The organism is Companilactobacillus hulinensis (assembly GCF_003946555.1).
Lineage (GTDB): Bacteria > Bacillota > Bacilli > Lactobacillales > Lactobacillaceae > Companilactobacillus > Companilactobacillus hulinensis.
Window position 1 is genome coordinate 56,244 of record NZ_RHOO01000011.1, and the last position, 23,172, is coordinate 79,415.

Below are 23,172 nucleotides of genomic sequence, written 5' to 3' on the forward strand. Positions count from 1 at the left end.
AATTTCTATTAACGTACCAAGTAACCACCGTCAACAGCTAAGATATGACCATTAACATAATTTGATGCTTTACTTGCTAGGAATACTGCGACTCCCATTAATTCAGAAGGTTCTGCCCAGTGATTTGCTGGAATTCTGTCAAGAATCTCTTGGTTACGAGCTTTGTCCGCACGAATTGGTGCAGTATTAGCAGTCTTGATGTAACCTGGTGCAATCGCATTAACTTGAATGTTATATGCACCCAATTCACTAGCAAATGCCTTAGTCAATCCGGCAACACCATGTTTTGAAGCAGTGTATGAAGGAATGAATTTACCACCTTGGAATGAAAGCATTGAACCAATATTGATGATCTTACCTGATTTTTGCTTAGCCATTTCTTTAGCAGCTGCCATAGACATATGATATACAGCATTCAAGTTGATGTTGATAACCATATCCCAGTCTTTGTCTTGTGATTCAAGAAGTGGATTACGACGAATCATACCAGCGTTATTAATAAGAATATCAATATGTCCGTATGTTTCGATAACCTTCTTAACTACCTCTTCAGCGACGCCTTCCTTGGTCAAATCAACGTCCATGAATTCAACCTTGCGTCCACGCTTTTCAATCATTGCACGTGTATTGTCCCATTCAGCAGTACCAAATGTAGGAATAAAGATATCAGCTCCGGCTTCAGCTAATGCAACAGCGTAACCTTGTCCTAATCCTGTATTACCACCAGTAATAACGGCAACCTTGCCTGTTAAATCAAAAAAGTTCATTTTGAATTGATCAAGTGCTTCTTCATTTGCTTGAATTTCTTCTTTTGATTGTTCCATTTTTATTCACCATTTTCCTTCTCAATTTGAATTATCTAAGTTCGTCCATTGATACTTGATCCATATCATCATATGTTTGATTCTCACCACACATTGCCCAAATAAATGAGTAATTTGTAGTGCCGACTCCACAATGAATTGACCAACTAGGGTTAATTACGGCTTGCTCAGGTGATAGTACGATGTGTTTAGACTCGTCTGGTTTGCCTAAGAAGTGGAATACACGTGTATCTTCGGCACCGAAGTCAAAGTACATGTATGTTTCCATTCTTCTTGCATGTGTATGAGCTGGCATGGTATTCCATGATGAACCTGGCTCAAGAACTGTGTATCCCATTTGTAATTGACAAGTATCCATTTGAGATGCATCAATATACTTATAAATAGTACGTTTGTTCATATGTGCTTGGTCACCCATTGGCTTAGCTAAAGCATTAGCGAATGGCAACTTCTTATTTGGATATGTCTTATGTGCGGGTGTTGAAACTACGTAGAATTTAGCAGGATTCTTGGCATCATCAGATTCAAAAATCACATGTTTTGTTCCCATACCTACGTAATATCCATCGTGGTTAACCATTTCTTCTTTTTGACCATCAACAGTAATTGAACCACTACCACCAATATTAATGAGGCCTAGTTCTCTACGTTGTAAGAAATATTCAACTCCGAGATCCTTATCAAGCTTAATCTCCAACGGCTCATCTACAGGTGTTACACCACCAAAAATCATGCGGTCGTTATATGTATATGTAAGTGAAATGTCGCCATCCTTGAATAAGTCTGTAACTAAGAACTGATCTCTTAGTTGGTCCGTTGAGTAATTCTTAATATCCTCCGGACTATGTGAATAATTAATGTTCATTGAAAATGCCATAATTTCCTCCTATTAAATTTACTATGCAGAAACATGATTTCCTTTTATTTAATCAAATTTTTTTACAGTAATCTGTTATATTCACCATTCTCTGAAATAACAAGATCACCGTAATAAGGTTGTCCATTTACGTAATAGACTTTGTCTCCAATAAAAGTATTCTCATGTTGTAATACTATTTCAATCTTTGTCCCATCTTTCAATGTGACTTCAATTGGATAACAGAATGTATCTAAAATACTGCTGTCTGATCCGGAACGTTTTGCTTCCTGTTTATTAACTGAAATAATTTCATCAGAATTACCAATCAAACAATAACTAACGAACTGATCTTTGAATTCTGAACTTGTAACAATTTTTACTGTATCTTCTTTCTCGTTGTACCTTGGTGAATAAATTTGATTTTCTGCCTTCTTCATATTATCGGAGAAAAACATTGAGAATTCCTCATCATCAGATTTACTTAGTCTAATGGAATTATCGTTCTTATTGCACTCTGCAGTTAAGTCTGGAGAAAGAATCCAGTTACTTCGCTTAGTGTGTTTCCCATGTTGCATGCCAACATCGAATACCAATGCAATTTCACGATTCTTAAACCATATGAAGTAGCGTTTATAATCAAATTTATGTTGTTTATCAAAGTATCCTGTAACAACTAAATCGTAATCCTTGAAGTGTTTAACTATATTATTACCCGGAGTTGTTACCTTGGAATACTTCCAAGAATCACGTGGAACTAATGGGTAAACCGCATCGATACTTACTATATTATGAGAATCACCAGATTTCAGGTTTCTCCTAATATCTGAATCAACATACGTATATCTACCTGGATCAATCAAAATATTTTGATTATTAATCGTAAGATCTATGTGTCCTAATGCAGTATGACCATGACCACTTCCAAGATCTCCGTTGTAACAATGCCAATAATTACCATCTGTATCCTTCATATAATAATTACCGGAGATAGTTGCATCAAGATACGGACTAACTTCATCAGATTTTGTCTTATCAAGTCCCAAGCTGCTCAATGGATAAAATTCGAGGGGGGTGAAATCATATTTACTTTTACCCATTTTTGAATCCAAGATAAGATGACCTGTTTCAATGAGGTCCGCAACTTCGATTGCATCTGTATCACCTTGTTGAAGAATCTTATGGTTCGGTAATACGAAGTAATCAAAGGCATTTAACATCAAATGGAGCTTGTCAGTAATCAATTTTGGAATTAGTAAATTGTTACTCTTATAGGCCGCATATACACATAGCGAGCTTCTAAATACTTCGATAAAGTAAAGTGGCGATTGTTCCCAATGAATTCCTTCATCATCAACTTGTAATTCTAATTCCACAGTAAGCTTATCAAGAGCCCAATCTACTAAGTCTGAGCTAATAACTTCTTTATTCACTGCGTTGAAACAAAGAATACCAGTTGTAATCAGAACTCCCCAATTACTCAAATCATATTTATCAATATAATTATTCTTCAAATATTCAGCTTGATCTTGAATGGTTTCATCCAACTTTGCCTTTTCAGATTCACTCAAAATACCTTTTTCAAATAACAGTCTATACATGAGTGACCAGTTCAATAATCTAATTCCAGTATCAATGGTCCTCCAAGCTGTATGTCTGAATTCTTGTTTATCGTAATCATTAAATACCCAATCAAACATGAATTCCTTTGATTTCAACAAATATTTATCATTACTTGTATGTAGATATGTTAGTAACAAATCCTGTAAATATTCTTGCCGATTCAAAACATACAACCATTCTGGATCATCATTAGGAGACTTGTGCCAATCCTTTAGTTCATAGGTAATCGGTGATGGCTCCATATTATAAACATGTTGAAATAAAAACTTATTCTCTAAAAGCAATTTTGAATTATTAAAATATAAATCAGTGTAGGCAACTTGATCATTTAACAACAGATTTTTCACAGTAGATAAATTATCACTCATTTTTTTCCTCTTCTATTTTGCTGATGATTCCGTACTTATTCACATCAATCACGACGTTAGATGCAATTTTAAGCTTTATCTTGTCGTCATTTATCTTTTGAATAAATCCCGTGATACCATCTCTCAATAAAACTTCATCACCTGTAGAAAGACTTGCATAAAACTCGTCCATCTTAGACTTTTGTTGTTTCATTTGTTTATTCCTAGATATCGGAATCAATACTGCATATATAACGATAAGTACTACTAATGCTGCTATTAGTAAATAATCAATTAAATGCATCCTTCATCACTGCTTTCATTAGAACCAGAACCATCCATCATTTTAGAATTGGGTAAAAATTGCATCATTGGCACAGACACTTCAATAACATGGTTTATCTGATCTTCAATATTATCTTTGTTCAATTGATCCATACTATCTTTCAAATACAAATCAAATATTGCATTCATAGATATACCAGAAATAATATATTGATTTTCCTTGGCAGATTCCAAAATAACTTGCGCAATTGTTTGAAATGGTGCTCCACCAGTTAAGTCTGCGAATATAATGACATTCTCATTAGTATTTAAAAACTCCGTGACATCTTCTTTAAACTGTTCATGTGTTGTTTGTTCATTCAAGTTGAAACATGTAATATCGTCTCCACTACCAGATAGTAATGTTATTGCCGATTTAATACCGTCGGGATAATTCCCATGTCCGATAATTCCTACACTATATTTCATAATTCAATCCTTTCTATCTTAAGGCTTCAGCAAACCGATTGCTGAAAGTCCAATACCAAGTACAAGAAGTAATAGAATAATCTTGTAAATAGTCCATTTTTTCTTTGTGATCAACCAGTAAACAAAATATGTTAGAAGCATTGGTAACATGAAAGGCATAATCTTATCCAAGATTGTTTGTACAGCAACAACTTGTTCCTTGCCTTTAACAACTGTACTGTATTGCAATGCCAAGTTAACTTTAACGAACGAAACTGATAAACCTGCAATAACTGTTAAACCAATCATACTTGCAATATCAGTAAGCGCTTGCATCTTATCGCTAAGTGTATCAATGATACTTGTTCCGACTTTCCAACCTAAGTAACCCATTAAACAACGAACTCCAAATGTAACACCAATCAAACATGCGATGAACATAAGTGGTGCGTAGATAACACCCTGTAATGCTAATGAGGCAAAAATTGTTGAGAACAATGGTGCTAAGGCAAATTGTGATAAAGCATCACCAATACCAGCTAAAGGTCCCATAAGTGCCATCTTAACGGCACGTACATCATCTTCACTTTGACCGCTATCATACATGGCTAACATCAAAGTTGAAACGAACGGATATGGTTGAGGGTTAGTGTTATAGAACTCCAAGTTAGATGTAGCAACTTGTTTGAACTTATCTTCGTCACCCTTATAAATCTTTCTCAATTGTGGCCAGATACTATTCAACATACCAGTACCTTGCATGTTTCCGTAGTTCTGAGCATTTTGTAAATAATATGAACGTAGAATTGCACTACGGTAATCAGCTTTTGTTAAAACTTTTTCTTTAGATGCCATCTTCAATGCCTCCGTCATTTCCGCCTTGATTGTTGCTATCGTTTGATGATTTTTTTCCATTAAAGTAGTTATTGAATGCAAGAACTGCACCTACAAAGGCTAATCCGATAACTGGCATTTGAAGATATGCCACACATACATAACCTAAGATAATTGCTGGAATATATTCTTTTTTAACCATAGTACTTAAGATTAATGCGAAACCAACTGCTGGTAGTAAACCACCGGCTACTGTCAAACCATTCATTAACCACTGAGGAATAATCTTGATAAAGGCTCTCAATGCTGAAGTACTTTCAGTAGCTGCGAATCCGAAGATGAATGCGAATAACATAAATCCATAAAGTGTAGTATTTGATAACCACTTGTACTTACGATACTTGCCATCCATAATAGCTTTTTTAGCTGTTTCCATTGAACTTGAGTTGATTGTAAAGATAAATGTAATAACAAATGGAACGATGATAGCAAATGGATATGAAAGTGTAAGAGCTGCACCGGGTGATAATTTATCCATAGAAATCGCCATAATAGTACCAACAATTCCGGGTCCTAATGGATTAGGAGGCGTCGATCCACCAGGTCCAACACCGAATCCCATGAATGCTAGTTCAGCTGTAGCCCCAAATATTACAGCTGTCTTCAAATCGCCTAAGATAAGTCCGACACCAAAAGCGATGAATAAAGCTCTATTCGTATAGATACCCCAAATTTGACCTGCGAAACAAAATGCTGCCCACAGTCCAACAAGTAGGGCCTGCCATATAGTAAATGTCATATTTAATTTCCCCCATGTTCCTTAACATAGTTATTTAAATTGTAATCTGATCCAACATCGTTACCTAACGGTGTTGTTCTAGTATTGAAATCGACATTATATTTACTTTGTAGCTGATATAGTGAATCAAGATCTTCCTTGTCAACCGAAATGAAGTTAGTTAACTTGGTCTTTCCTTCTTTATAATGGATGTTTCCAACATTCAATTCATGAATTGGAACTCCACCTTCAGCAAGTCTTAATACATCTTCCGCCGTTTTAACAATAATAAAGATTGACTGCTTAGGAGAAGCCTTGAAGATCTTGTCGCATGTTTCTTCTATTGAAAAGAATCTGATACCAATTGAATCTGGTGTTAATGATTTCATTAAAGTTTGTTGGATGCTGCTTTTTGCAACATCGTCATTAGCAACGATTACTAGATTAACGCCTAAGTTTGAAATCCACATTCTTCCTTGACCGTGGATCAATCTTTCATCTAGTCGAATTGCTTGAATATTTGGTTCTGTCAATTCTTCCACCCCGTTTTTTTACCAATATAGGTTCCAATCTTTTTGGAATCTTATTAAGGCTTCCATATAGAAATAGTCGCCCCAGATGTTACCTTCATCAACTCCTTTACCTGAGTGCCATGAGTAAACACTGTGATCAAGAATTGGTTGACCATCTTCCATGTCGCTGTATGTATAATTCTTAATCAAGGATCTTAAGATACTGTGCATTGCATATCTGTAAAGCTCCTTGTCACTGTCAGATTCTGGGAGGTACTTCAGCATTTCGTGAATTCCACAAACCGCAATTGCACCAGCAGATGAATCTCTAGCTTGGTCATCACCATCACCAAAGATCAAATCCCAAAATGGCACTGAATCTTCAGGTAACTTATTCAAGAAGTAATTAAGAACTTTCTTAAATAAATCGATATCATTTGGATCCTTGGTGTAGTGATAATGAAGTGCAATGCCATAGATTGCCCAAGCCTGACCACGTGCCCAGCTTGAATCATCTGAATAACCTTGACGGGTCACACCCTTCAAAGGCTTGCCAGTCTTGGAATCAAAGTAATAAGTGTGGTAAGTTGAACCATCATCTCTAATAACAGTGTTAATAGAGTTCTTATAATGAGATTCTGCCATCTTGAAATACTTATCATCTTTTGTTTCTTCACTTGCCCAATAGAATAATGGAATGTTAAGAAGGGCATCTATAATTAATCGATAATTATCATCATCCCCTGAGTTGCCCCAAGCCTGAATGAAGCCTCCTTTTTCTTGGAACCTAGTAGCTAATTGATCAGCCGCTTTAATTCCAGCTTCTCTAGCATCTTCATCACCAGTTAACTTATAATCGCTAATTGTTGATGGAATGTATAAGAATCCAAGATCATGATGGTTAACAGCTATTTTTTTATCAATTCTGTTTTCAAAAGATTTAACATCTTCTTTTGCTAAATCTAGATATTTGTCATCATTGGTATATTCATATGCTAACCAAAGCAATCCTGTCCAGAAACCGTTCGTCCATTCAGTATTATCCATAACACCAAACTTATCTTTGTTAGCTGCTGGAGTTGGATATTCACTTCCAAAATAATGTGCATTTTTATCAATTTGCGAAACAGCTGCATTAAGTGCTTGGTTTATATCTTTTTCATTCAATAAGCCGTTTCTCAAAAACAAATGACCATTAATTATGTTCTCTGCTGGCATTGTTGCCTCCTCTTTTTTAGTTTCTCATTTGGAAACCAATTTTACTTATTAGGAATTACAGCTATAATATAACTCATTGTAAGCGGTTTATCAAGCCGATTTTATATTTTAGTAAAAAAATAGCGATTGTCTAAAATAAGACAACCGCTATTTCATATAATACTTTTTATAGTTCTTTCTCTATTGATTCCTTAGTTTCTAGGACATAATCAATAATTTTACCTAGCTTATCACTATCGATTCTATATTCTGGAGTACTAACACTAAAGGCTCCGAACACTTTGTTATGTTTTCTCAAAGTTGCTCCCACACAAATAACTTCCTCTTGATTCTCTTTATCATCGATTGAATAGCCACGTTCTCTAATATCTTCTATTTGCTCATACAATCTAGAAATACTAGTCACCGTATATTGTGTGCTTGCTTTGAGTGTTACTTCAGAAAAGTATTCATCAAGTTCACTAGGTGTCTTATCGGCGAGAAGTGCTTTACCCATTGCGGAACAATATAAATTCAACTTACCACCAATTCTAGATTTCAGATTAACACTTTGTGGACTTTCTAGTTTTTGTAAATAAATAACTTTATTATTTTGCTCAACACCAAGGTGCACAGTTTCTGCTGTTTCATCTCTGAGTTTAGTAAGATACGGCAAGGAAATACGACTAATGTCAAAATCAGCCATGGCTCTTTGCCCATACCCAATAAGTTCTGTTCCAAAATAATATTTTTTACTTTCTTCATTTCTCCAAATCATATTTTGATCTGACAATGTCGTTAATATCTTTAAAGTTGTAGATTTGGGTGAATGAACACCCTCGCTGATATCTTTCAAGGTTACTCCACTGTCCACGCTCATCATATAATCCAAAATGTGTTTTGCTTTGATTAGAACTGTTCCGTATGTTTTTCCCTCTGCCATAATTAGATATACCTTTCATACTGTATTCATGCCAAATTATTATAGAGTTTATGTTTTGAAAGGTAAATCTATTAGTTTCAAAAGTAAAAAACACGTTTGAATCTCAGACATTCATGCTCTACTGAACTTTCGCACTTTTAATTTCATCAAATTCTCTGCAATATTCACGAGCATTTGCGATTACCTTATCATAATCTCCATTTTCTGCAGGTGCAGTCAAATTACTACCAGCACCAACAGCAACAACGCCTTTATCGAACCAATCTTTCATATTATCTAACGATACACCACCAGTAGGCATGATATTAACCTGTGGTAAAGGTGCTTTAACCGCTGAAACAAAATCCTTACCTAGAACTTTTCCAGGAAATACTTTAACAATATCAGCACCATAAGACATCGCCGTTTGAATTTCCGTTACTGTCATACACCCGGGCATATAAGGGATTTGATATAAATTACAAATCAAAGCTACATCCTTGCTAAATGAAGGGCTGACAATAAAATCAGCTCCAGCCATAATTGCGATTCTTGCAGAAATAGGATCCAGAACCGTACCTGCACCTACACACAATTCTTCTTCGTTTGGATAGTCACCTTTGATTCTAGAAATAATTTTGTCTGCATTAGGTGCCGTGAATGTCACTTCAATTCCCCTTATGCCACCTACTATACATGAAATCGCAGTTTTATATGCAACTTCTTCAGAATTGCCTCTAATTACCGCCATAATACCGTTTTTACTAATTTTATTTAATACATCTACCTTTTGCATCAATCTGCCTCGTTTCCATATAAGAAATTGTAATTACTAATAAGAAATTGGACGTCTTTATTATAGCGCTTTCATTTATTAATAATCAACATCCATTACATAAGATATTTGATGCACAATGTATTATACTTTTTCAAAAAAATAAAAAGTATTTAAATCATGAACGATCTAAATACCCCAAATTAATAAAATTAAGCTAAAATACCAAAGGCGCTTAACACAATTGACAGAATTAAAATAATCCAAATAACTTTTGTAGAATTTAACTTCTTATTTCCAAGCATCCAATATGTTAATGCAACTAATAACACTGGAACCAATGCTGGTAAGATTTGATCTAATGTATCTTGAATTACTAATTTAACACCATTGTGCTTATATATAAATGGAACCGTAGCATTGATTACAGAAGGGATTAAAGCTCCAATAACAGTGATACCCAATACCGTAGCCGCATCTGTAAAGGCTGCTAGTTTATCTTTCAAAGTTGTTACTAATTTAACTCCCTGCTTGTAACCAAGTGGCAATAATGCCGCACGTCCAAATAGCAACGCAATATTTGCGATGATCCAAATTATACAACCAACAACGGATCCGCTTTGTGCCAGAGTACCAGCGATTGAGCCGAAAATAGTTCCCCATATAACATGGAACATCGAATCACCAACACCTGCTAATGATCCCATTAACGCAGTTTTTAGAGCTACAATCGTATTCTTAGATTTGTACCCATTTTCTTCCTCAATAGCAACGTCTATTCCCATAATCAAATTACCAAAAATAGCATTAGTATTAAAAAATTGATTATGAGTTCTCAACATATCTTGTAATTCTTTGTCATCATTACCGTATAGTTTTTGGAGTACCGGCAAAATACCATACAGATAACCAGAACTCATCATTCTTTCGTAATTCCAATTTAATTGACTTCCCAAAATGTAACGCCAACTAATATTATTCAAATCCCTTTTTGTAATTACTTGATTATTATTCATCGCCATCATATCCCCCTTCAAAAGTTCCCGAACTAGTTACAGCACTGTTATCATTGTTAGTCTTCTTGTTACTATTTATTTTAAATACAATCATCGCTGCTATTACACCAATAATTGCAACTCCAAGCATCGGAACTTTCAGATATGCTGCCAAGAAGAAGCCTAGTAACAAGTAAGGAATATATTGTTTTGCTGGTAAATAGCGAAGCAATATTGCAACACCGACAACTGGAAGAACCCCTCCTGCTGTCTTCAAACCATTCATCAACCATACAGGCATATTATTGGTTAAGGTAGTTACAGCAGCATCACCAACTAGAAGCATCAATAGAATTGGGATACAGCGTGATAGTCCCCAAAGAAGGGATCCTGATAATACTAAATGTGGAATTTTTTTAATTTGCATTCTATCAATTGCCTTATCAATTCGATGTAACAAGAAAACATTGCAAAAACGTGCGGCAACATCTAATTGGAGCATTAATAATGACACAGGGACTGCTAGTCCAATACCGTACTCTGCACCTTTACCAGAGATAATCGCAAATGCCGTACCTAGAACAGATCCGGTAAAATAATCCGGAATAGATGCCCCACCAAAAGCAGCTAATCCTAACTTCATAAGTTGTAATGTTCCTCCAACCATTAACCCAGTTTTCAGATCACCCATAATAAGACCAGAAACCATACCTGCTATTGCTGGCTGAGTTAATGTGTTTGAAATAAGTGAATCATTAATTGCTATAAAAGCATAAATCGTTATAAGAATAATTTGATACATAGCCAAATGCATAATTCTTCCTCCTAAATTAGTCCTCTAATTTTTTCATAAAATCGATTGATGGATCATTAGGAACTAATTGAGCAGTTATATTAATTCCTTTAGAGCTTAATTTCTCAAAAACTATTTCTTCTTGTTCAGTTACCTGAATACTCTTAGTAACTTCTCTAGAGCCATCCTTATAACTCATATTTCCGACATTAATGGATTCCAGAAGCCCCCCAGCTTCAGTATATCTAAGAACATCTGTTGGATTTTTAAACAATAGGAAAATTCGTTGTTGTCCATATTTACCAGCCTGAATATTCCTAACCGCATCTTTGATTGTTAACACAGATAATCTCATTGCAGTCGGAGCTGCCATTCTTAACGACGATTTTTGTAACTCATTAGAAGCCGCGTCATCATTAATAACAACAATTCTTTGAGTATCTAGACTAGTTGACCAAATTCCTGCAACTTGCCCATGAATCAATCTCTCATCAATACGAACATTTACGATGTTAGCCTTGCCTTTGTATTTCTCGTACTTGCTTAAATCATTATCAGAAGCATTCTCACTAGGGACCTTAGTATGTTCTACTTGTTTTTTTACATTCACAGTTCCCTCAGAGGACGAGTCTATTAATTCGTCAACTGTCGATTCTTGATTCAGAGTTGCTTCAATTGCCAACGGTAAGGACATTCCAGCAATTATTTCAACATTCTCATCATCAACATAGTTCTTTAGCGCAACATTACATGGAGTACCTCCAAGTAAATCTGCAATTATTATCGATTCACCTTTTAATTCATTCATTTGCTTTTTCAAGTCTTTTTCAAATTGAATATTGTCACTGTCAGCTTTCAGAATAACGGTATGGACATTACTCTGCTTACCAATAATCATTTCAAGACTGGACTTGACTCCAATAGCCATTTCTCCATGACTAATTAAAATAATATTTCTCATTTGATCCCTCCAGAAAGTGTAACCGCTTACACTTAACATATTAACAATTCCGCAAAACAGAATATAGCACATATTAAGTTGTCCGTAAACGGAATGTGTTAACATGTTATCTTTTGTGTGTTGTTGTTTATTCGTGGTATTATATGCCAAATTTGATGTAATTGATTAATCAAACTTAACATGCTATGCTGATCGAATATTATATTTTATTCCATTGGAGGCATTTATTTATGATTCCAAAATACGAACAAATAAAAACAGATTTGCTATCAGAAATCAAAAATCATACTTTTATTCCTGGAGATAGATTCTATTCTGAATCAGATATAAAAAAAGAATATAACGTTAGCTCAATTACCGCCGTAAAGGCTTTGAATGAATTAACATCAGCTGGTTATCTTTATAGGATCCAAGGGAAAGGAACTTTTGTCACCAAATCAAAAGTATCCCAGAGTGTTAAATTTTCCGATATAGAATTACACCCTCTTGGCGAAGAAAATGTAAAGGTATTGTCTATTGAAAAGGGGAACTCGAAAGATATACTGAATGAACTTGGTCTTACAGAAGATGACATTTACTATAGAGTTTGCAGACTAAGGTTCTTTGGAAAAACACCATATCTTCTCCCCATAACTTATCTACCAAAAAAATTTATAAAAGATACCAATTTTAATAACATTAATGATTATTCAAGCATCTATGATAAGATTCGCAAAGATTTCAATATTGATTTTTACTCTTTCTCTTCCGTTGAAACCAATGAAATAGTTTTTCCAAACGATTCTAAAATCACTAACTTGTTAAAATTAAGTTTTAGAGAACCAGCTGTGAAACAAATTAAACACTCTTATCTTCCCGATGGAACTGTGGCTGAATATATTGTGAGCTATAAACACTGGAAATATTTCAAGACAAAAATAGAAGTGAATGCCGTTTAGCATTCACTTCTATTTTTTATCTATTAATGGATCTAGACATACGTTGGATGGCGTGACGCTCACCACGAATGGCTTTACTCAATGCATAAATATTTTCAAATGGCGATTGACAGTTCCATGCGGCATCTCCAACATGTTGAATATCAACACCAATCACTTTATTTCTGATTGCAATATTTTCCATGTATCTGGCTCCAGATCCTTCCTGACTAGTACCTATAGTACTCATTACAAGTGCACCTGCACTATGCGCCAACTTAACAATCGGTTTTAAATCTGAATCATCAAGCTCAGGAACAGTTCCAACAGCTGGAACAAGAATTACATCCGCACCTGCATCAAGAAACTCCTGTGTTGACTCAATACTCACAACCGGTTCATTCACCCCAGCACCATGCATTTTACCTGCTATTATCAAACCACTAAAACATTTTTTAGCAATTTTTATATTCGCAGCAATTTGAGAATTGGTAACTCCTGTTCCAGGATTACCAGTTAAACAAACAAAATTCATACCAAGTGACTCAGCCTTTATTAAAGTTTTCTCACTTGCCATTCGACCTTCCGGAATTACACGTAAATCTTCTGACATGTCGGCTTCTGAATCAACAGGTTCTAAGTTAACACCAATTGGACGACCAACTAATTTCTTTAGTCTCTTAATTGCATCATTATGAGGTTTAGCTGTATTTATATCTTCTTCCCCATCGTATAATCCCAAAATAACGGGATTAAACACATCCAAGGCATTTAATAAAATCATATCAGCCCCAAAGGCCGCAGCTTTTTCTGAGGTTGTAATTCCATCCCCACTTTGATGCATTACAACATTCTCACTAAGAAGCACTCTCCCCTCGGATGCTTTGATACTTTGTTTCAGATCTTCGCCATTCATCGACAAGACCTCACTAGTATTTGCACTGATCAATCTCTTAACCATTATTTTCTCCTTAATCAATTTTTTGCTCACGAATTAATTGTTGACGATTCATAGTGATCATAAAGGGCATATAGATAGCCATATCTAAAACTATCAATAGTAGTTGTAGTGCAGATCCTACCCAACTATTTGTTGCTAAGAAACCTGAAACAAAAGGTGGAGTGGTCCAAGGCATAACAACTCCTACGGTTAACGGAACTATTTTTAACGACATTGCAACATAAGCAATAATTGCGTTCATAACTGGTGCTAATACAAAAGGAATTATTAGTGTAGTATTCAAAACAATAGGTAAACCAAACATTGCAGGCTCATTTATCTTGAATATTCCGGGCATGATGGTCAGTGGAGCTAGAATCTCTGATTCCTTACTTGCTTTTTTCATAATAACTAATAAGCCAATACACAGAACCAGTCCTAATGTTGCCCCGCTACCACCAATAAAGACAAAACTATCAATAAATGGTGCAGTAATAATATGTCCACCATGCTCTAAATCAAGATTTCCGGCCTTCAATAATACACGATTGGCATCAGCATTCATCAACCAAATTGGTGAAATAATTGGATTAACAACATTACCGCCATGGATACCCACAAACCAGAACAAACTGTTGAGCATTACAGCAATGACTGTTCCACCCAACGTATTACCCAGCAGTCCCAACGGTCCACCTAATACAATCAATAATATCTCATGGATATTACCCAAATCCGTCCATGCAAAAATTGCATATAAAGCCCCAAACAAAGTAACAATTACTGCTCCTGGAATTAAAGCACTAAACGATTTTGCAACAGCAGGTGGAACAGTATCTGGCAAAACAATTTGAATATTGTGATTAATAAACCATTGGAAAATCCATCCAGTAATTAATCCCAATATAATGGCAATAAACAAACCTTTACTTCCCATATATCCATATGGCATTCCTTCAAGAGTTGTCTTCCCACTAGTCATAATACTTGGCGTAACAACAAAAAATGATCCGACTGCAATTACCCCTGCTGATTTCCCATCAGTCTCATATTGCTCAGCAAAACTTGATGCGATACCAAAAGAACTTATCATTCCTAATAGTCCGAATGAGCCATTGGTTATTTTATTGAAAACATCAGCAATACTGACTCCATGAAATGAAGTGCTATTCAGCCAATTCGTCCATGATTCAACTGGAAAATTGGTCAAAATCAAAAATACTGATCCAACAATAATCAACGGCATAGCCAATGATATACCATCACGAATAGCAATTAGTGGTTTCAGCGAACCCAACTTCGCTGCAACAGGTAATAATTTTTTCTCAATAAAACTGTTTAATCCTGATTCCTTTTCATTTTTCATACTCCAACTCCGTATTTGTATTGCAACCGGTTACTTGATAAAGAGTATATGTTACCTTTAATACTCCCGTCTACAAATTTTAATATTTAATTTTTAATAATTTGAATATCTTGTAACCTAAATTACGAATATGAAATTAATATAATAATTTTAATGAATTTTATCCACTACGGTATAAACAATGCATTGGAAAAATAACATGTAACTTAAAAAACAAAGAATCTCTCCCCTAGTATTCGTTTTGCTAAAATACGTGTGTGTTATGCAGCACTGATCAAACATAGTTGCGACTATTCATTTAAATTTAAAATCAAATATCTTATAACAAAAATTATCCGCAAATGATAACTATTACTATTTACAATTTTCTCTAATTCATATATTCTTAAATAGTAATAATTACGATTTAAGGAGAAGGAATAAATGCATTTGAAAAAACTCAGAATCATATTAACTACTATCGGTATTATATTCTTGGGAATACTGCTAACTGGCTGCAACAATTCAAATAAAACTGCATCAGATAAATCCAAAATAAAAATCGTAGCAACGACAGATTTTTATGGTGAAGTTGCCAAGGCAGTTGTTGGTAACAAAGGGAGTGTTGAATCTATCATCAACAAACCCGGAGTCGATCCACATGATTACGAACCAACGACAAAGGTCGCCAAGGACGTTAGTGGTGCAGACATCACGATTGCCAATGGTCTCGGATATGACTCATGGATGAACAAGCTTTCTAAGAATAAGAACGGTGCTTTCATCAAAGTTGGTGAAAACATTTTGGATAAGAAAACTGGCGCTAATCCTCACGTTTGGTACAATCCACAAACCATGCCTGCCCTAGCTAATCAATTAGCAAAGGAACTCAGTAAGAAGCAGCCGAAAAACAAAAAGTATTTTGAAAATAACGCTAAAAAATACATTACTTCATTAAAGCCAGTCCAGAATGAATTGGATAAGCTAACCGAAGTTGCTGGCAAAACTACAAATAAAGATGTCTACGTCAGTGAACCTGTCTTTGACTACTCCATTCAAGCTATGGGATTCAAGGTCGGCAACAAGGACTTTGAAAAGGCAGTCGAAAATGGTACTGATCCATCACCAACCATTATCAAAAATATGCGTCAAGGCATAAAAGACCACAAAATTTCATTCCTAGTGTATAATTCACAGTCCGACAGCAAAACTGTCGACAATATGATTGCTCTGGCAAAGGAAAACAGCATCCCTATCCTAAAAGTCACAGAAACATTACCAGCTAACAAAACGTACAAAGAATGGATGTTATCTCAATACCAGCAATTAAATAAGATTCTCGAGAAGGAGCAATAATGGCTGAAAAAGTTGATCGTGCAAGTTCACTTCGTCGTTTAAAATCTAAGAACATCAAAACAAGACGTCGTGCTAAAAAGGTCTTAACTGATATTAAACGCAAAAAATAAAAAGCCAACCGAAATCGCGATTCGGTTGGCTTTTTGTGTATGTAACTATGCTTGTGCTATCTTCTCAGCTGCACATTCTGGACAAAGTCCATAGATTTCAATGGCATGCGATTCAACTTCGCATCCCGGTAATTGATCCGTAAAGAAGCTCAACGGACAAGCTTTCAGTTCAATTACCTTGCCACAATTAGAACAGATAAAATGATGATGATGCATCTGATCAAAGTCACATTGGAACTTGATCATCGTCTTGTTCTTCTCTTGATACTCGACTAATCCAATATCAGAGAACTCTTTTAAATTCCGATAAACTGTATTATTACTGATACCAGGGTAAATTGACTTCATATAATCATCAACAGAACTTATGGGAACGTAATTCTCTGTATAATTACTGAGAAAATCAATCAGATCCATACGCTGTTTAGTTACCTTATAGTGGTTATCTCGTAAAATTTTAATTGCTTCTTCCAAAGACCCTCACCTATGCTTTATATTCTTAAATCAGTGTAACATATTTGAACAGATTTCCATGCATAGCTGTTTTGGAGTAGTTGTTTACTTCATTATTTTGGATATCAAAAACTTATAAGAATTGGGCATCGTTCTAGCAAAAGTAACAATTGCATGATCGGTCCAAGCATTAAAGTAGCGACGCTTTGGATGAACATCAGTGGCTGCCTTATAGAATACTTTGGCCAAATCCTCAGAAGTTGCTCCAAAAAATGAACTAGATAAAAGCTCATCTAGTTTATCAACTAGTGGCTCATATGGTGAATTATCAGATAGATTCTTTCTGGCGTTATCAACTGCCACATGGCTCCATTCCGACTTTGTTCCACCTGGTTGCACGACAACTGAGCGAATTCCGAATTGACGAACTTCTTGATCTAGAGCGTCACTCCACATATTCAATCCTGCTTTGGTAGCGTGATACCAGCCACCTAATGGTGTGTACATGTCTCCAGCAATAGACGAGATATTAATAATTCGGCCATAACCTTGTCGACGCATAACCGGAAGTACCAATTGAGTTAGACGGTCAACGCCAAACAAGTTAACATCAAATTGTTTCTGGGCATTTTCGATTGGTATCTCTTCTAGTGGGCCATATTCACCATAGCCAGCATTATTGACTAATACATCGATTTTGCCTTGTTCAGCAACCACACGGTCAACTAATTCACGCAATGACAACTTATCCGTTACATCCAAGCGTTGTGTATGAATGCCAGCATCCTTCAAATCTTCTAATTTCTCTACCCGACGTGCCCCACCATAGACTTCGAAGCCATTCTCATGAAAATATAGTGCTGCTGCATGTCCCATTCCTGATGAAATACCTGTAATTATCGCTACTTTTGCCATATTCATTCCTCTTCCTACTAGTATTAATATTATTGTAATCGCTTTACCAATTATATTCTATAATTGAGTTACATATACGGGAGGTTTGATAATTATGAAAAATGGACTTTTATTAGTCAACTTAGGTTCACCCGCATCACCCAATTCTGAGGACGTTAAATCATACTTGAAAGAATTCCTTAGCGATACAAATGTTATAGAAATGCCTAAGGCGGTTTGGCAACCGATCCTAAATGGCATAATCTTACCAACAAGAACCTGGCGTTCATCGACCTTCTACAAACACATTTGGACTAAGGCCGGCTCACCACTGATTGCATATACCAAAATGATCCGTGACAATATCCGACAATTATTGCCCAATTGGAACGTTCAAATGGCAATGACCTACGGACAACCTGATATTGTTGAGACTCTAAAACTTATGGCCCAAAAATGTGACAAAATAGTCGTCCTGCCGCTATTTCCACAATATACTCAGAGCTCCAGTCAATCGATCATTGACCAGGCAGAAGCTGCCAATGTACCAATCAAAATTATCAAGCACTTCTATGATCAACCGGAATACATCAAGATACTTGCCGAAACGATTCAGCCATACTTAGATGCCAACGACTACGACGAGTTGATCTTCAGTTACCACAGTATCCCGACAGCTATGGTCAAACACGGTGATCCTTATCAAGAACAATGTGTTGAAACTACCGCTCAAACTATCAAATTATTGAATTTTCCGTCTGAAAAAATCAAAACGGCTTATCAATCAAAATTCGGACCAATGCCTTGGCTCAAACCATACTTGAAAAATGAACTCAATCAATTGGTTGCCATGGGCAAGCGTAATGTCTTGATAGTGACACCATCATTTGTCGTCGATTGCTTGGAAACACTTGAAGAAGATAACGTTCAAAACTATCAATCCTTCAAGGCTAGCGGTGGAGACAACTTCAAATTGGTTCCACCAATGAATGATAATCCTGACTTTAGTCAATTTTTAGCTGATTTGGCACAATCAAGAATGAATGAGGCTGACTAATGGAGAAGAAAAGTCTCGAAGAGATTCACGAAAGTGTTGAAGTTCCTAGTGTTTACGAAACATCATTCCTACAAAAGTTCCTAGCGTACAGTGGTCCTGGTGCGTTAGTTGCAGTTGGATACATGGATCCTGGTAATTGGCTGACATCTTTGTCTGGTGGCAGTGAATATCGTTACGAATTATTATCGGTACTACTAATGTCGATTATAGTAGCCATGTTTATGCAAACATTGTCGATCAAACTAGGAGTCGTTGCTAGACAAGATCTAGCTCAGGCAATATCAGCCAAAATCCCCAAATCTGGACGTTATATTTTGTGGATCATTAATGAATTGGCTATGGTTGCGACTGACATGACTGGTGTTATCGGTACAGCTGTAGCTTTGCGATTATTATTTGGACTACCTTTACTTTACGGTATTTTACTAACTATATTAGATGTCTTAATTGTTTTATTATTTCTCAGATTCGGAATCCGTCGCATTGAATTTATTGTTTTAGCTGCCATCTTGACTGTAGGGATCATTTTCGGCATCGAAGTATTTAGGGCTCACCCTAATTTGGCTACTATTTCTACTGGCCTATTGCCAACTAATGACCTGTGGCAGAATCATAAGAAGCTTATTATCAGCTTAGGTATCATGGGAGCTACTATCATGCCACACAATATTTATCTCCATTCATCACTAGCTCAAAGTCGCAGATATGATCACAACGACCCGGCCCAAGTTGATGAGGCTCTGCGCTTTGCAAAATGGGATTCGAATGTTCACCTCGTTGCGGCCTTCTTGATAAACGCCTTATTGCTAGTGCTTGGAGGAACACTATTCTTCCACACCAATAGTAATCTGGCAAATTTTGAAGACGTCTTCAACGGATTGAAGAGTGCTAATATCGTTGGAACTCTAGCCAGTCCCATCATGAGTGAATTATTTGCCTTTGCATTACTTCTGACCGGATTGATCTCGTCCATTACCAGCACCTTATCCGGACAAATAGTTATGGAGGGATATCTCAATATTCGACTACCATTATGGCAAAGACGACTGTTAACCAGATTAGTAACCCTGATTCCCATTCTATTTATGGGCTTTGCCGTTGGATTCAAAGAACAGGACTTTGAGAATCTAATCGTGTATGCCCAAATCGCCTTGAGTGTCGCCTTGCCGTTCACACTCTATCCAATGATAATTCTGACCAGCAATAAGAAGCTCATGGGAAGACACGTTAACAATAAGCTAACAATGATACTCGGATTAACTTTAACTACAATTATTACCCTTTTGAATTTAAGATTGATTTTTTCAATCCTGTGAAATTTTTAAATTGGAATCATAAAAGGAGTCATACCTTACTTGATATTTAATAATACAAGTAAGATATGGCTCCTTTTTCTAAACAATAAAAAGTTCATTTAATTATTTTTTCAACTCTAAAACGGCTACTATCAACCCTTTTGATACTTCTTTATTCCCATTTTCAAACGGTTCAATCCATCACGAACAGTCTCAGTAGGACAAGCAATATTTAACCTCAAGAAGTCATCGCCATTTCCACCATACACATTACCAGCTGACAAGTACAATCCCGTTTCTTTACGAATGAATCCTGCAAGTTCTTGTGAGTCATCTGACACCTTAGAAGTATCGATCCATAACAAGTAAGTGGCTTGTGATGGGATCAACTTAACTTCAGGTAATTCAGCACTCAAGAATTCAGAAACCAATCTGTGATTCTCTTCCAACTTTTGCTTCAACTCAGCCAACCATTCATGACCATGCTCATAAGCAGCAATCGTAACCGGAATAGCAAATGAATTAGGCTCAGCCAGCTCATCAGTATTGATGCCACGGCTAACTTTAGAACGTAGGTCTTCATTAGGAACAATAATAGTTGCGGCGTGCATTGCGGCAACATTAAAAGTTTTGCTTGGTGAAACGCAGACAATTAAGTTTTGGATCAAACTTTCATCCAGTGAAAACATCGGTGTGTATTGAGCACCAAAGGTTAGATCACCATGGATCTCGTCACTCAACAAAGTTACATGGTATTGATTACACAGTTGTGCGATTCTTTCCAAGTTATCCCTCGACCAAATCTTACCTACAGGGTTATGTGGATTACACAAAATCATCATAGTAGTTAATGGTTCCGCCAATTTGGATTCGAGGTCATCGAAGTCAATTTCATAGTCATAATTGTTATAAACCAGATTATTCGATAAGACATGACGGCCATTGTTAATAATTGAATTATAAAAAATATTGTATACCGGAGCTTGAACCAAGACATTATCTCCAACCGAAGTCACACGACGAACAGCTGATGAAATAGCTGGAACAACTCCTGTGACAAACATCATCCAATCATTCTTAGGACGAGTACCATGTTCACTTCCATACCAATCAGCCACGGCATTGAAATAGTCAGAATGAGGCTCTTCATAACCGAAGATACCATCTTGGGCTTTCTTCTCAATCGCTGTGATAATTTCTGGAGCTGTTTTGAAGTCCATATCAGCGACCCACATTGGCAATTCGTTATCAGCAACATCCCATTTTACAGAGTCTGTCTTGCGGCGATCTATCGTCGTCTCAAAATCATACTTAGACATTGGCTGATGCCTCAGTATCACACTTGATCTCAGTCTTACTTGCATCAATATCGTCATCGTCAAAAATAATTTCACCGATTGATTCAGCGTGAATCTTACCATTAATAGGATTCTTAACACTCATAATACTTGAAGTGATGTCTGCATCAACATTTGAACAGTATTCAAAGGCCAAGTCAGTTTGAAGCAACTTACAATTCTTCATTGTTAAATGGTCGATGTAACAAAGACCCTGATCACTCTCAATCGTACAATTGATCAAAGTTAGATTCTTGGTATTCCAAGCCAAATACTCACCATTGATAGTTGAGTCATAGATAACGACATTGTCACAATTCCAAAATGCATCTTTAGATACAAAAGTTGAATTGTGAACTTCAACATTTTTGGCACTATCAAAAATATAATTGCCAATAAAACTAGAATTATCAACTCGAATATTCTCGCTATCCTTGCCAAAGTAATTACCATTAACTTGAACGTTGTCTAATTTGATATTTTGACAAGTCCAAAGAGTCTCTTCAGCATCTGAAAAATGAACATTAGTTAATTCAATATCCTTGCCACGACGAAACAACTTAGGTGCCTGTAAAGCACTATTTGTTATCTTAATATCGTCAGTGTACCAAATACCTGAACGAGACATAGTTTCAAAAATAGAATGATCAACATTGATATGCTTGCTATACCAAAGAGGATATTTCCACTTAAAAATTGTGTTATCAATATTAATATTGCGACTTTCCTTTAGAGGAGATTCACCTTCTCCAAAAGTAGTGTTTGAGATGACGGCGTCTTTTTCACCGAACAAAGAACGCTCGCCAGTAAAGAACTTATTTTCATAATTAGTCATAAATATATTTCCTTCCTTCATTATCTGTATTTAACACCATGAAGTACACTTCAAGGCAAGGAATATTTCAAAACTTTTATTTTTATTGCTAATTGTAACCTGAATCCTACTCTAAATTGCAGAGACGTCCTGTACAGATATAAAAGGCAGGAGTCTCCAGAACTTAAAATAATCACCTGCTATGCAGACCGACCCGAGCCTAAAGTGCGGTCTCGTGTCTCGATTTGAAGCCTTACAAAACCCGTAAGTCTCCAAACTCGTCTGGTAACGTAATGGTTAAAACCATTACATTACTTTCATAGCTGGAGATTATTTTAAGTCCTTCCGACTATTCTAAATTAGTAGAATACTAAATTGTATTTAGCAACACAAAACAGAATAGTCGGAAGAGTTGAGAATGTTTGCTTGATCGAGTAGGAGGTAATTTTAATTACCGACCTCTCACACCACCGTACGTACGGTTCCGTATACGGCGGTTCATTAA

Annotated in this window: 25 protein-coding genes; 5 read left to right on the forward strand and 20 right to left on the reverse strand. The window is 36.0% G+C overall.

Translation table 11 applies throughout. The annotated features are described in order from the left end of the window. Positions 1–8: 8 nt before the first annotated feature. The 14 genes from kduD to EKM66_RS07300 all read right to left on the reverse strand — a co-directional run bounded on the left by kduD (position 9) and on the right by EKM66_RS07300 (position 12,149). Positions 9–824, reverse strand: a complete 816-nt coding sequence (gene kduD / locus EKM66_RS07235) for a 2-dehydro-3-deoxy-D-gluconate 5-dehydrogenase KduD (RefSeq protein WP_125763095.1) — start codon at positions 822–824, stop codon at positions 9–11. 31 nt (positions 825–855) lie between these two features. After that, a complete protein-coding gene (kduI, locus tag EKM66_RS07240) occupies positions 856–1,701 on the reverse strand; it encodes a 5-dehydro-4-deoxy-D-glucuronate isomerase (RefSeq protein ID WP_125763097.1) in 846 nt (281 codons plus the stop codon). Between the two features lie 62 nt (positions 1,702–1,763). Beyond that, positions 1,764–3,671, reverse strand: coding sequence for a heparinase II/III family protein (locus tag EKM66_RS07245; protein ID WP_125763099.1), 1,908 nt, complete (start codon positions 3,669–3,671; stop codon positions 1,764–1,766). Further along, positions 3,664–3,954, reverse strand: coding sequence for a preprotein translocase subunit YajC (yajC, locus tag EKM66_RS07250; protein WP_125763101.1), 291 nt, complete (start codon positions 3,952–3,954; stop codon positions 3,664–3,666). The genes EKM66_RS07245 and yajC overlap by 8 nt, the downstream gene beginning before the upstream one ends. Further along, positions 3,945–4,403, reverse strand: a complete 459-nt coding sequence (locus EKM66_RS07255; protein ID WP_125763103.1) for a PTS sugar transporter subunit IIA — start codon at positions 4,401–4,403, stop codon at positions 3,945–3,947. Before EKM66_RS07255 ends, yajC begins: the two co-directional genes overlap by 10 nt. 18 nt (positions 4,404–4,421) lie before the next feature. Beyond that, positions 4,422–5,237: a PTS system mannose/fructose/sorbose family transporter subunit IID gene (locus EKM66_RS07260; protein ID WP_125763105.1), complete on the reverse strand. Its 816-nt coding sequence runs from the start codon at positions 5,235–5,237 to the stop codon at positions 4,422–4,424. Continuing rightward, positions 5,227–6,015: a PTS mannose/fructose/sorbose/N-acetylgalactosamine transporter subunit IIC gene (locus EKM66_RS07265; protein WP_125763107.1), complete on the reverse strand. Its 789-nt coding sequence runs from the start codon at positions 6,013–6,015 to the stop codon at positions 5,227–5,229. The genes EKM66_RS07260 and EKM66_RS07265 overlap by 11 nt, the downstream gene beginning before the upstream one ends. A gap of 2 nt (positions 6,016–6,017) precedes the next feature. Next, complete coding sequence (locus EKM66_RS07270) at positions 6,018–6,527, reverse strand: PTS sugar transporter subunit IIB (protein WP_125763109.1); 510 nt, start codon at positions 6,525–6,527, stop codon at positions 6,018–6,020. Between the two features lie 18 nt (positions 6,528–6,545). After that, positions 6,546–7,724 carry a glycoside hydrolase family 88 protein gene (locus EKM66_RS07275; RefSeq protein WP_125763111.1) on the reverse strand — a complete coding sequence of 393 codons (1,179 nt, stop codon included), beginning with the start codon at positions 7,722–7,724 and terminating at the stop codon, positions 6,546–6,548. 166 nt (positions 7,725–7,890) lie between these two features. Then, complete coding sequence (locus EKM66_RS07280) at positions 7,891–8,646, reverse strand: IclR family transcriptional regulator (protein WP_125763113.1); 756 nt, start codon at positions 8,644–8,646, stop codon at positions 7,891–7,893. Positions 8,647–8,764: 118 nt separating this feature from the next. Beyond that, the gene (locus tag EKM66_RS07285) at positions 8,765–9,421 is read right to left on the reverse strand and encodes a bifunctional 4-hydroxy-2-oxoglutarate aldolase/2-dehydro-3-deoxy-phosphogluconate aldolase (protein ID WP_125763115.1); all 657 of its coding nucleotides are present in this window, start codon (positions 9,419–9,421) and stop codon (positions 8,765–8,767) included. A 191-nt stretch (positions 9,422–9,612) separates the two neighbouring features. Beyond that, a complete protein-coding gene (locus tag EKM66_RS07290) occupies positions 9,613–10,425 on the reverse strand; it encodes a PTS system mannose/fructose/sorbose family transporter subunit IID (protein ID WP_125763117.1) in 813 nt (270 codons plus the stop codon). After that, the gene (locus EKM66_RS07295) at positions 10,409–11,209 is read right to left on the reverse strand and encodes a PTS mannose/fructose/sorbose/N-acetylgalactosamine transporter subunit IIC (protein WP_125763119.1); all 801 of its coding nucleotides are present in this window, start codon (positions 11,207–11,209) and stop codon (positions 10,409–10,411) included. Before EKM66_RS07295 ends, EKM66_RS07290 begins: the two co-directional genes overlap by 17 nt. 16 nt (positions 11,210–11,225) lie before the next feature. Then, on the reverse strand, positions 11,226–12,149 hold the full coding sequence (locus tag EKM66_RS07300) for a PTS mannose/fructose/sorbose transporter subunit IIAB (protein WP_125763121.1): 924 nt from the start codon (positions 12,147–12,149) through the stop codon (positions 11,226–11,228). Between the two features lie 230 nt (positions 12,150–12,379). Here EKM66_RS07300 and EKM66_RS07305 point away from each other — a divergent pair, with 230 nt between their 5' ends. After that, positions 12,380–13,087: a GntR family transcriptional regulator gene (locus EKM66_RS07305; RefSeq protein ID WP_125763124.1), complete on the forward strand. Its 708-nt coding sequence runs from the start codon at positions 12,380–12,382 to the stop codon at positions 13,085–13,087. Positions 13,088–13,103: 16 nt separating this feature from the next. Here EKM66_RS07305 and EKM66_RS07310 read toward each other — a convergent pair whose 3' ends face one another. Together EKM66_RS07310 and EKM66_RS07315 are read right to left on the reverse strand one after the other, a co-directional pair. After that, positions 13,104–14,027: a DUF7916 family protein gene (locus EKM66_RS07310; RefSeq protein ID WP_125763126.1), complete on the reverse strand. Its 924-nt coding sequence runs from the start codon at positions 14,025–14,027 to the stop codon at positions 13,104–13,106. Positions 14,028–14,037: 10 nt separating this feature from the next. After that, a complete protein-coding gene (locus EKM66_RS07315; RefSeq protein ID WP_125763128.1) occupies positions 14,038–15,372 on the reverse strand; it encodes a PTS sugar transporter subunit IIC in 1,335 nt (444 codons plus the stop codon). 423 nt (positions 15,373–15,795) lie between these two features. Here EKM66_RS07315 and EKM66_RS07320 point away from each other — a divergent pair, with 423 nt between their 5' ends. Both EKM66_RS07320 and EKM66_RS12560 read left to right on the forward strand, forming a co-directional pair. Next, positions 15,796–16,707, forward strand: coding sequence for a metal ABC transporter solute-binding protein (locus EKM66_RS07320; RefSeq protein ID WP_125763130.1), 912 nt, complete (start codon positions 15,796–15,798; stop codon positions 16,705–16,707). Continuing rightward, positions 16,707–16,817: a putative metal homeostasis protein gene (locus EKM66_RS12560; RefSeq protein ID WP_164505080.1), complete on the forward strand. Its 111-nt coding sequence runs from the start codon at positions 16,707–16,709 to the stop codon at positions 16,815–16,817. The genes EKM66_RS07320 and EKM66_RS12560 overlap by 1 nt, the downstream gene beginning before the upstream one ends. A gap of 45 nt (positions 16,818–16,862) precedes the next feature. Here the strand turns inward: EKM66_RS12560 and EKM66_RS07325 are convergent, their stop codons facing one another. Together EKM66_RS07325 and EKM66_RS07330 are read right to left on the reverse strand one after the other, a co-directional pair. Continuing rightward, complete coding sequence (locus tag EKM66_RS07325) at positions 16,863–17,291, reverse strand: Fur family transcriptional regulator (protein ID WP_125763132.1); 429 nt, start codon at positions 17,289–17,291, stop codon at positions 16,863–16,865. A gap of 84 nt (positions 17,292–17,375) precedes the next feature. Next, positions 17,376–18,185: an SDR family NAD(P)-dependent oxidoreductase gene (locus EKM66_RS07330; RefSeq protein WP_125763134.1), complete on the reverse strand. Its 810-nt coding sequence runs from the start codon at positions 18,183–18,185 to the stop codon at positions 17,376–17,378. 94 nt (positions 18,186–18,279) lie between these two features. Here EKM66_RS07330 and hemH point away from each other — a divergent pair, with 94 nt between their 5' ends. Together hemH and EKM66_RS07340 are read left to right on the forward strand one after the other, a co-directional pair. Beyond that, positions 18,280–19,221 carry a ferrochelatase gene (hemH, locus tag EKM66_RS07335; RefSeq protein WP_125763136.1) on the forward strand — a complete coding sequence of 314 codons (942 nt, stop codon included), beginning with the start codon at positions 18,280–18,282 and terminating at the stop codon, positions 19,219–19,221. Further along, entirely contained in the window at positions 19,221–20,537 is a 1,317-nt protein-coding gene (locus EKM66_RS07340) for an Nramp family divalent metal transporter (RefSeq protein WP_125763138.1), read from the forward strand. Before hemH ends, EKM66_RS07340 begins: the two co-directional genes overlap by 1 nt. Positions 20,538–20,668: 131 nt before the next feature. Here EKM66_RS07340 and EKM66_RS07345 read toward each other — a convergent pair whose 3' ends face one another. After that, positions 20,669–21,835 (reverse strand): MalY/PatB family protein, encoded by a 1,167-nt coding sequence (locus tag EKM66_RS07345; protein WP_125763140.1) that lies wholly within the window; start codon positions 21,833–21,835, stop codon positions 20,669–20,671. After that, entirely contained in the window at positions 21,828–22,688 is an 861-nt protein-coding gene (locus tag EKM66_RS07350) for a DUF3737 family protein (RefSeq protein WP_125763142.1), read from the reverse strand. Before EKM66_RS07350 ends, EKM66_RS07345 begins: the two co-directional genes overlap by 8 nt. Between the last annotated feature and the right edge of the window lie 484 nt (positions 22,689–23,172).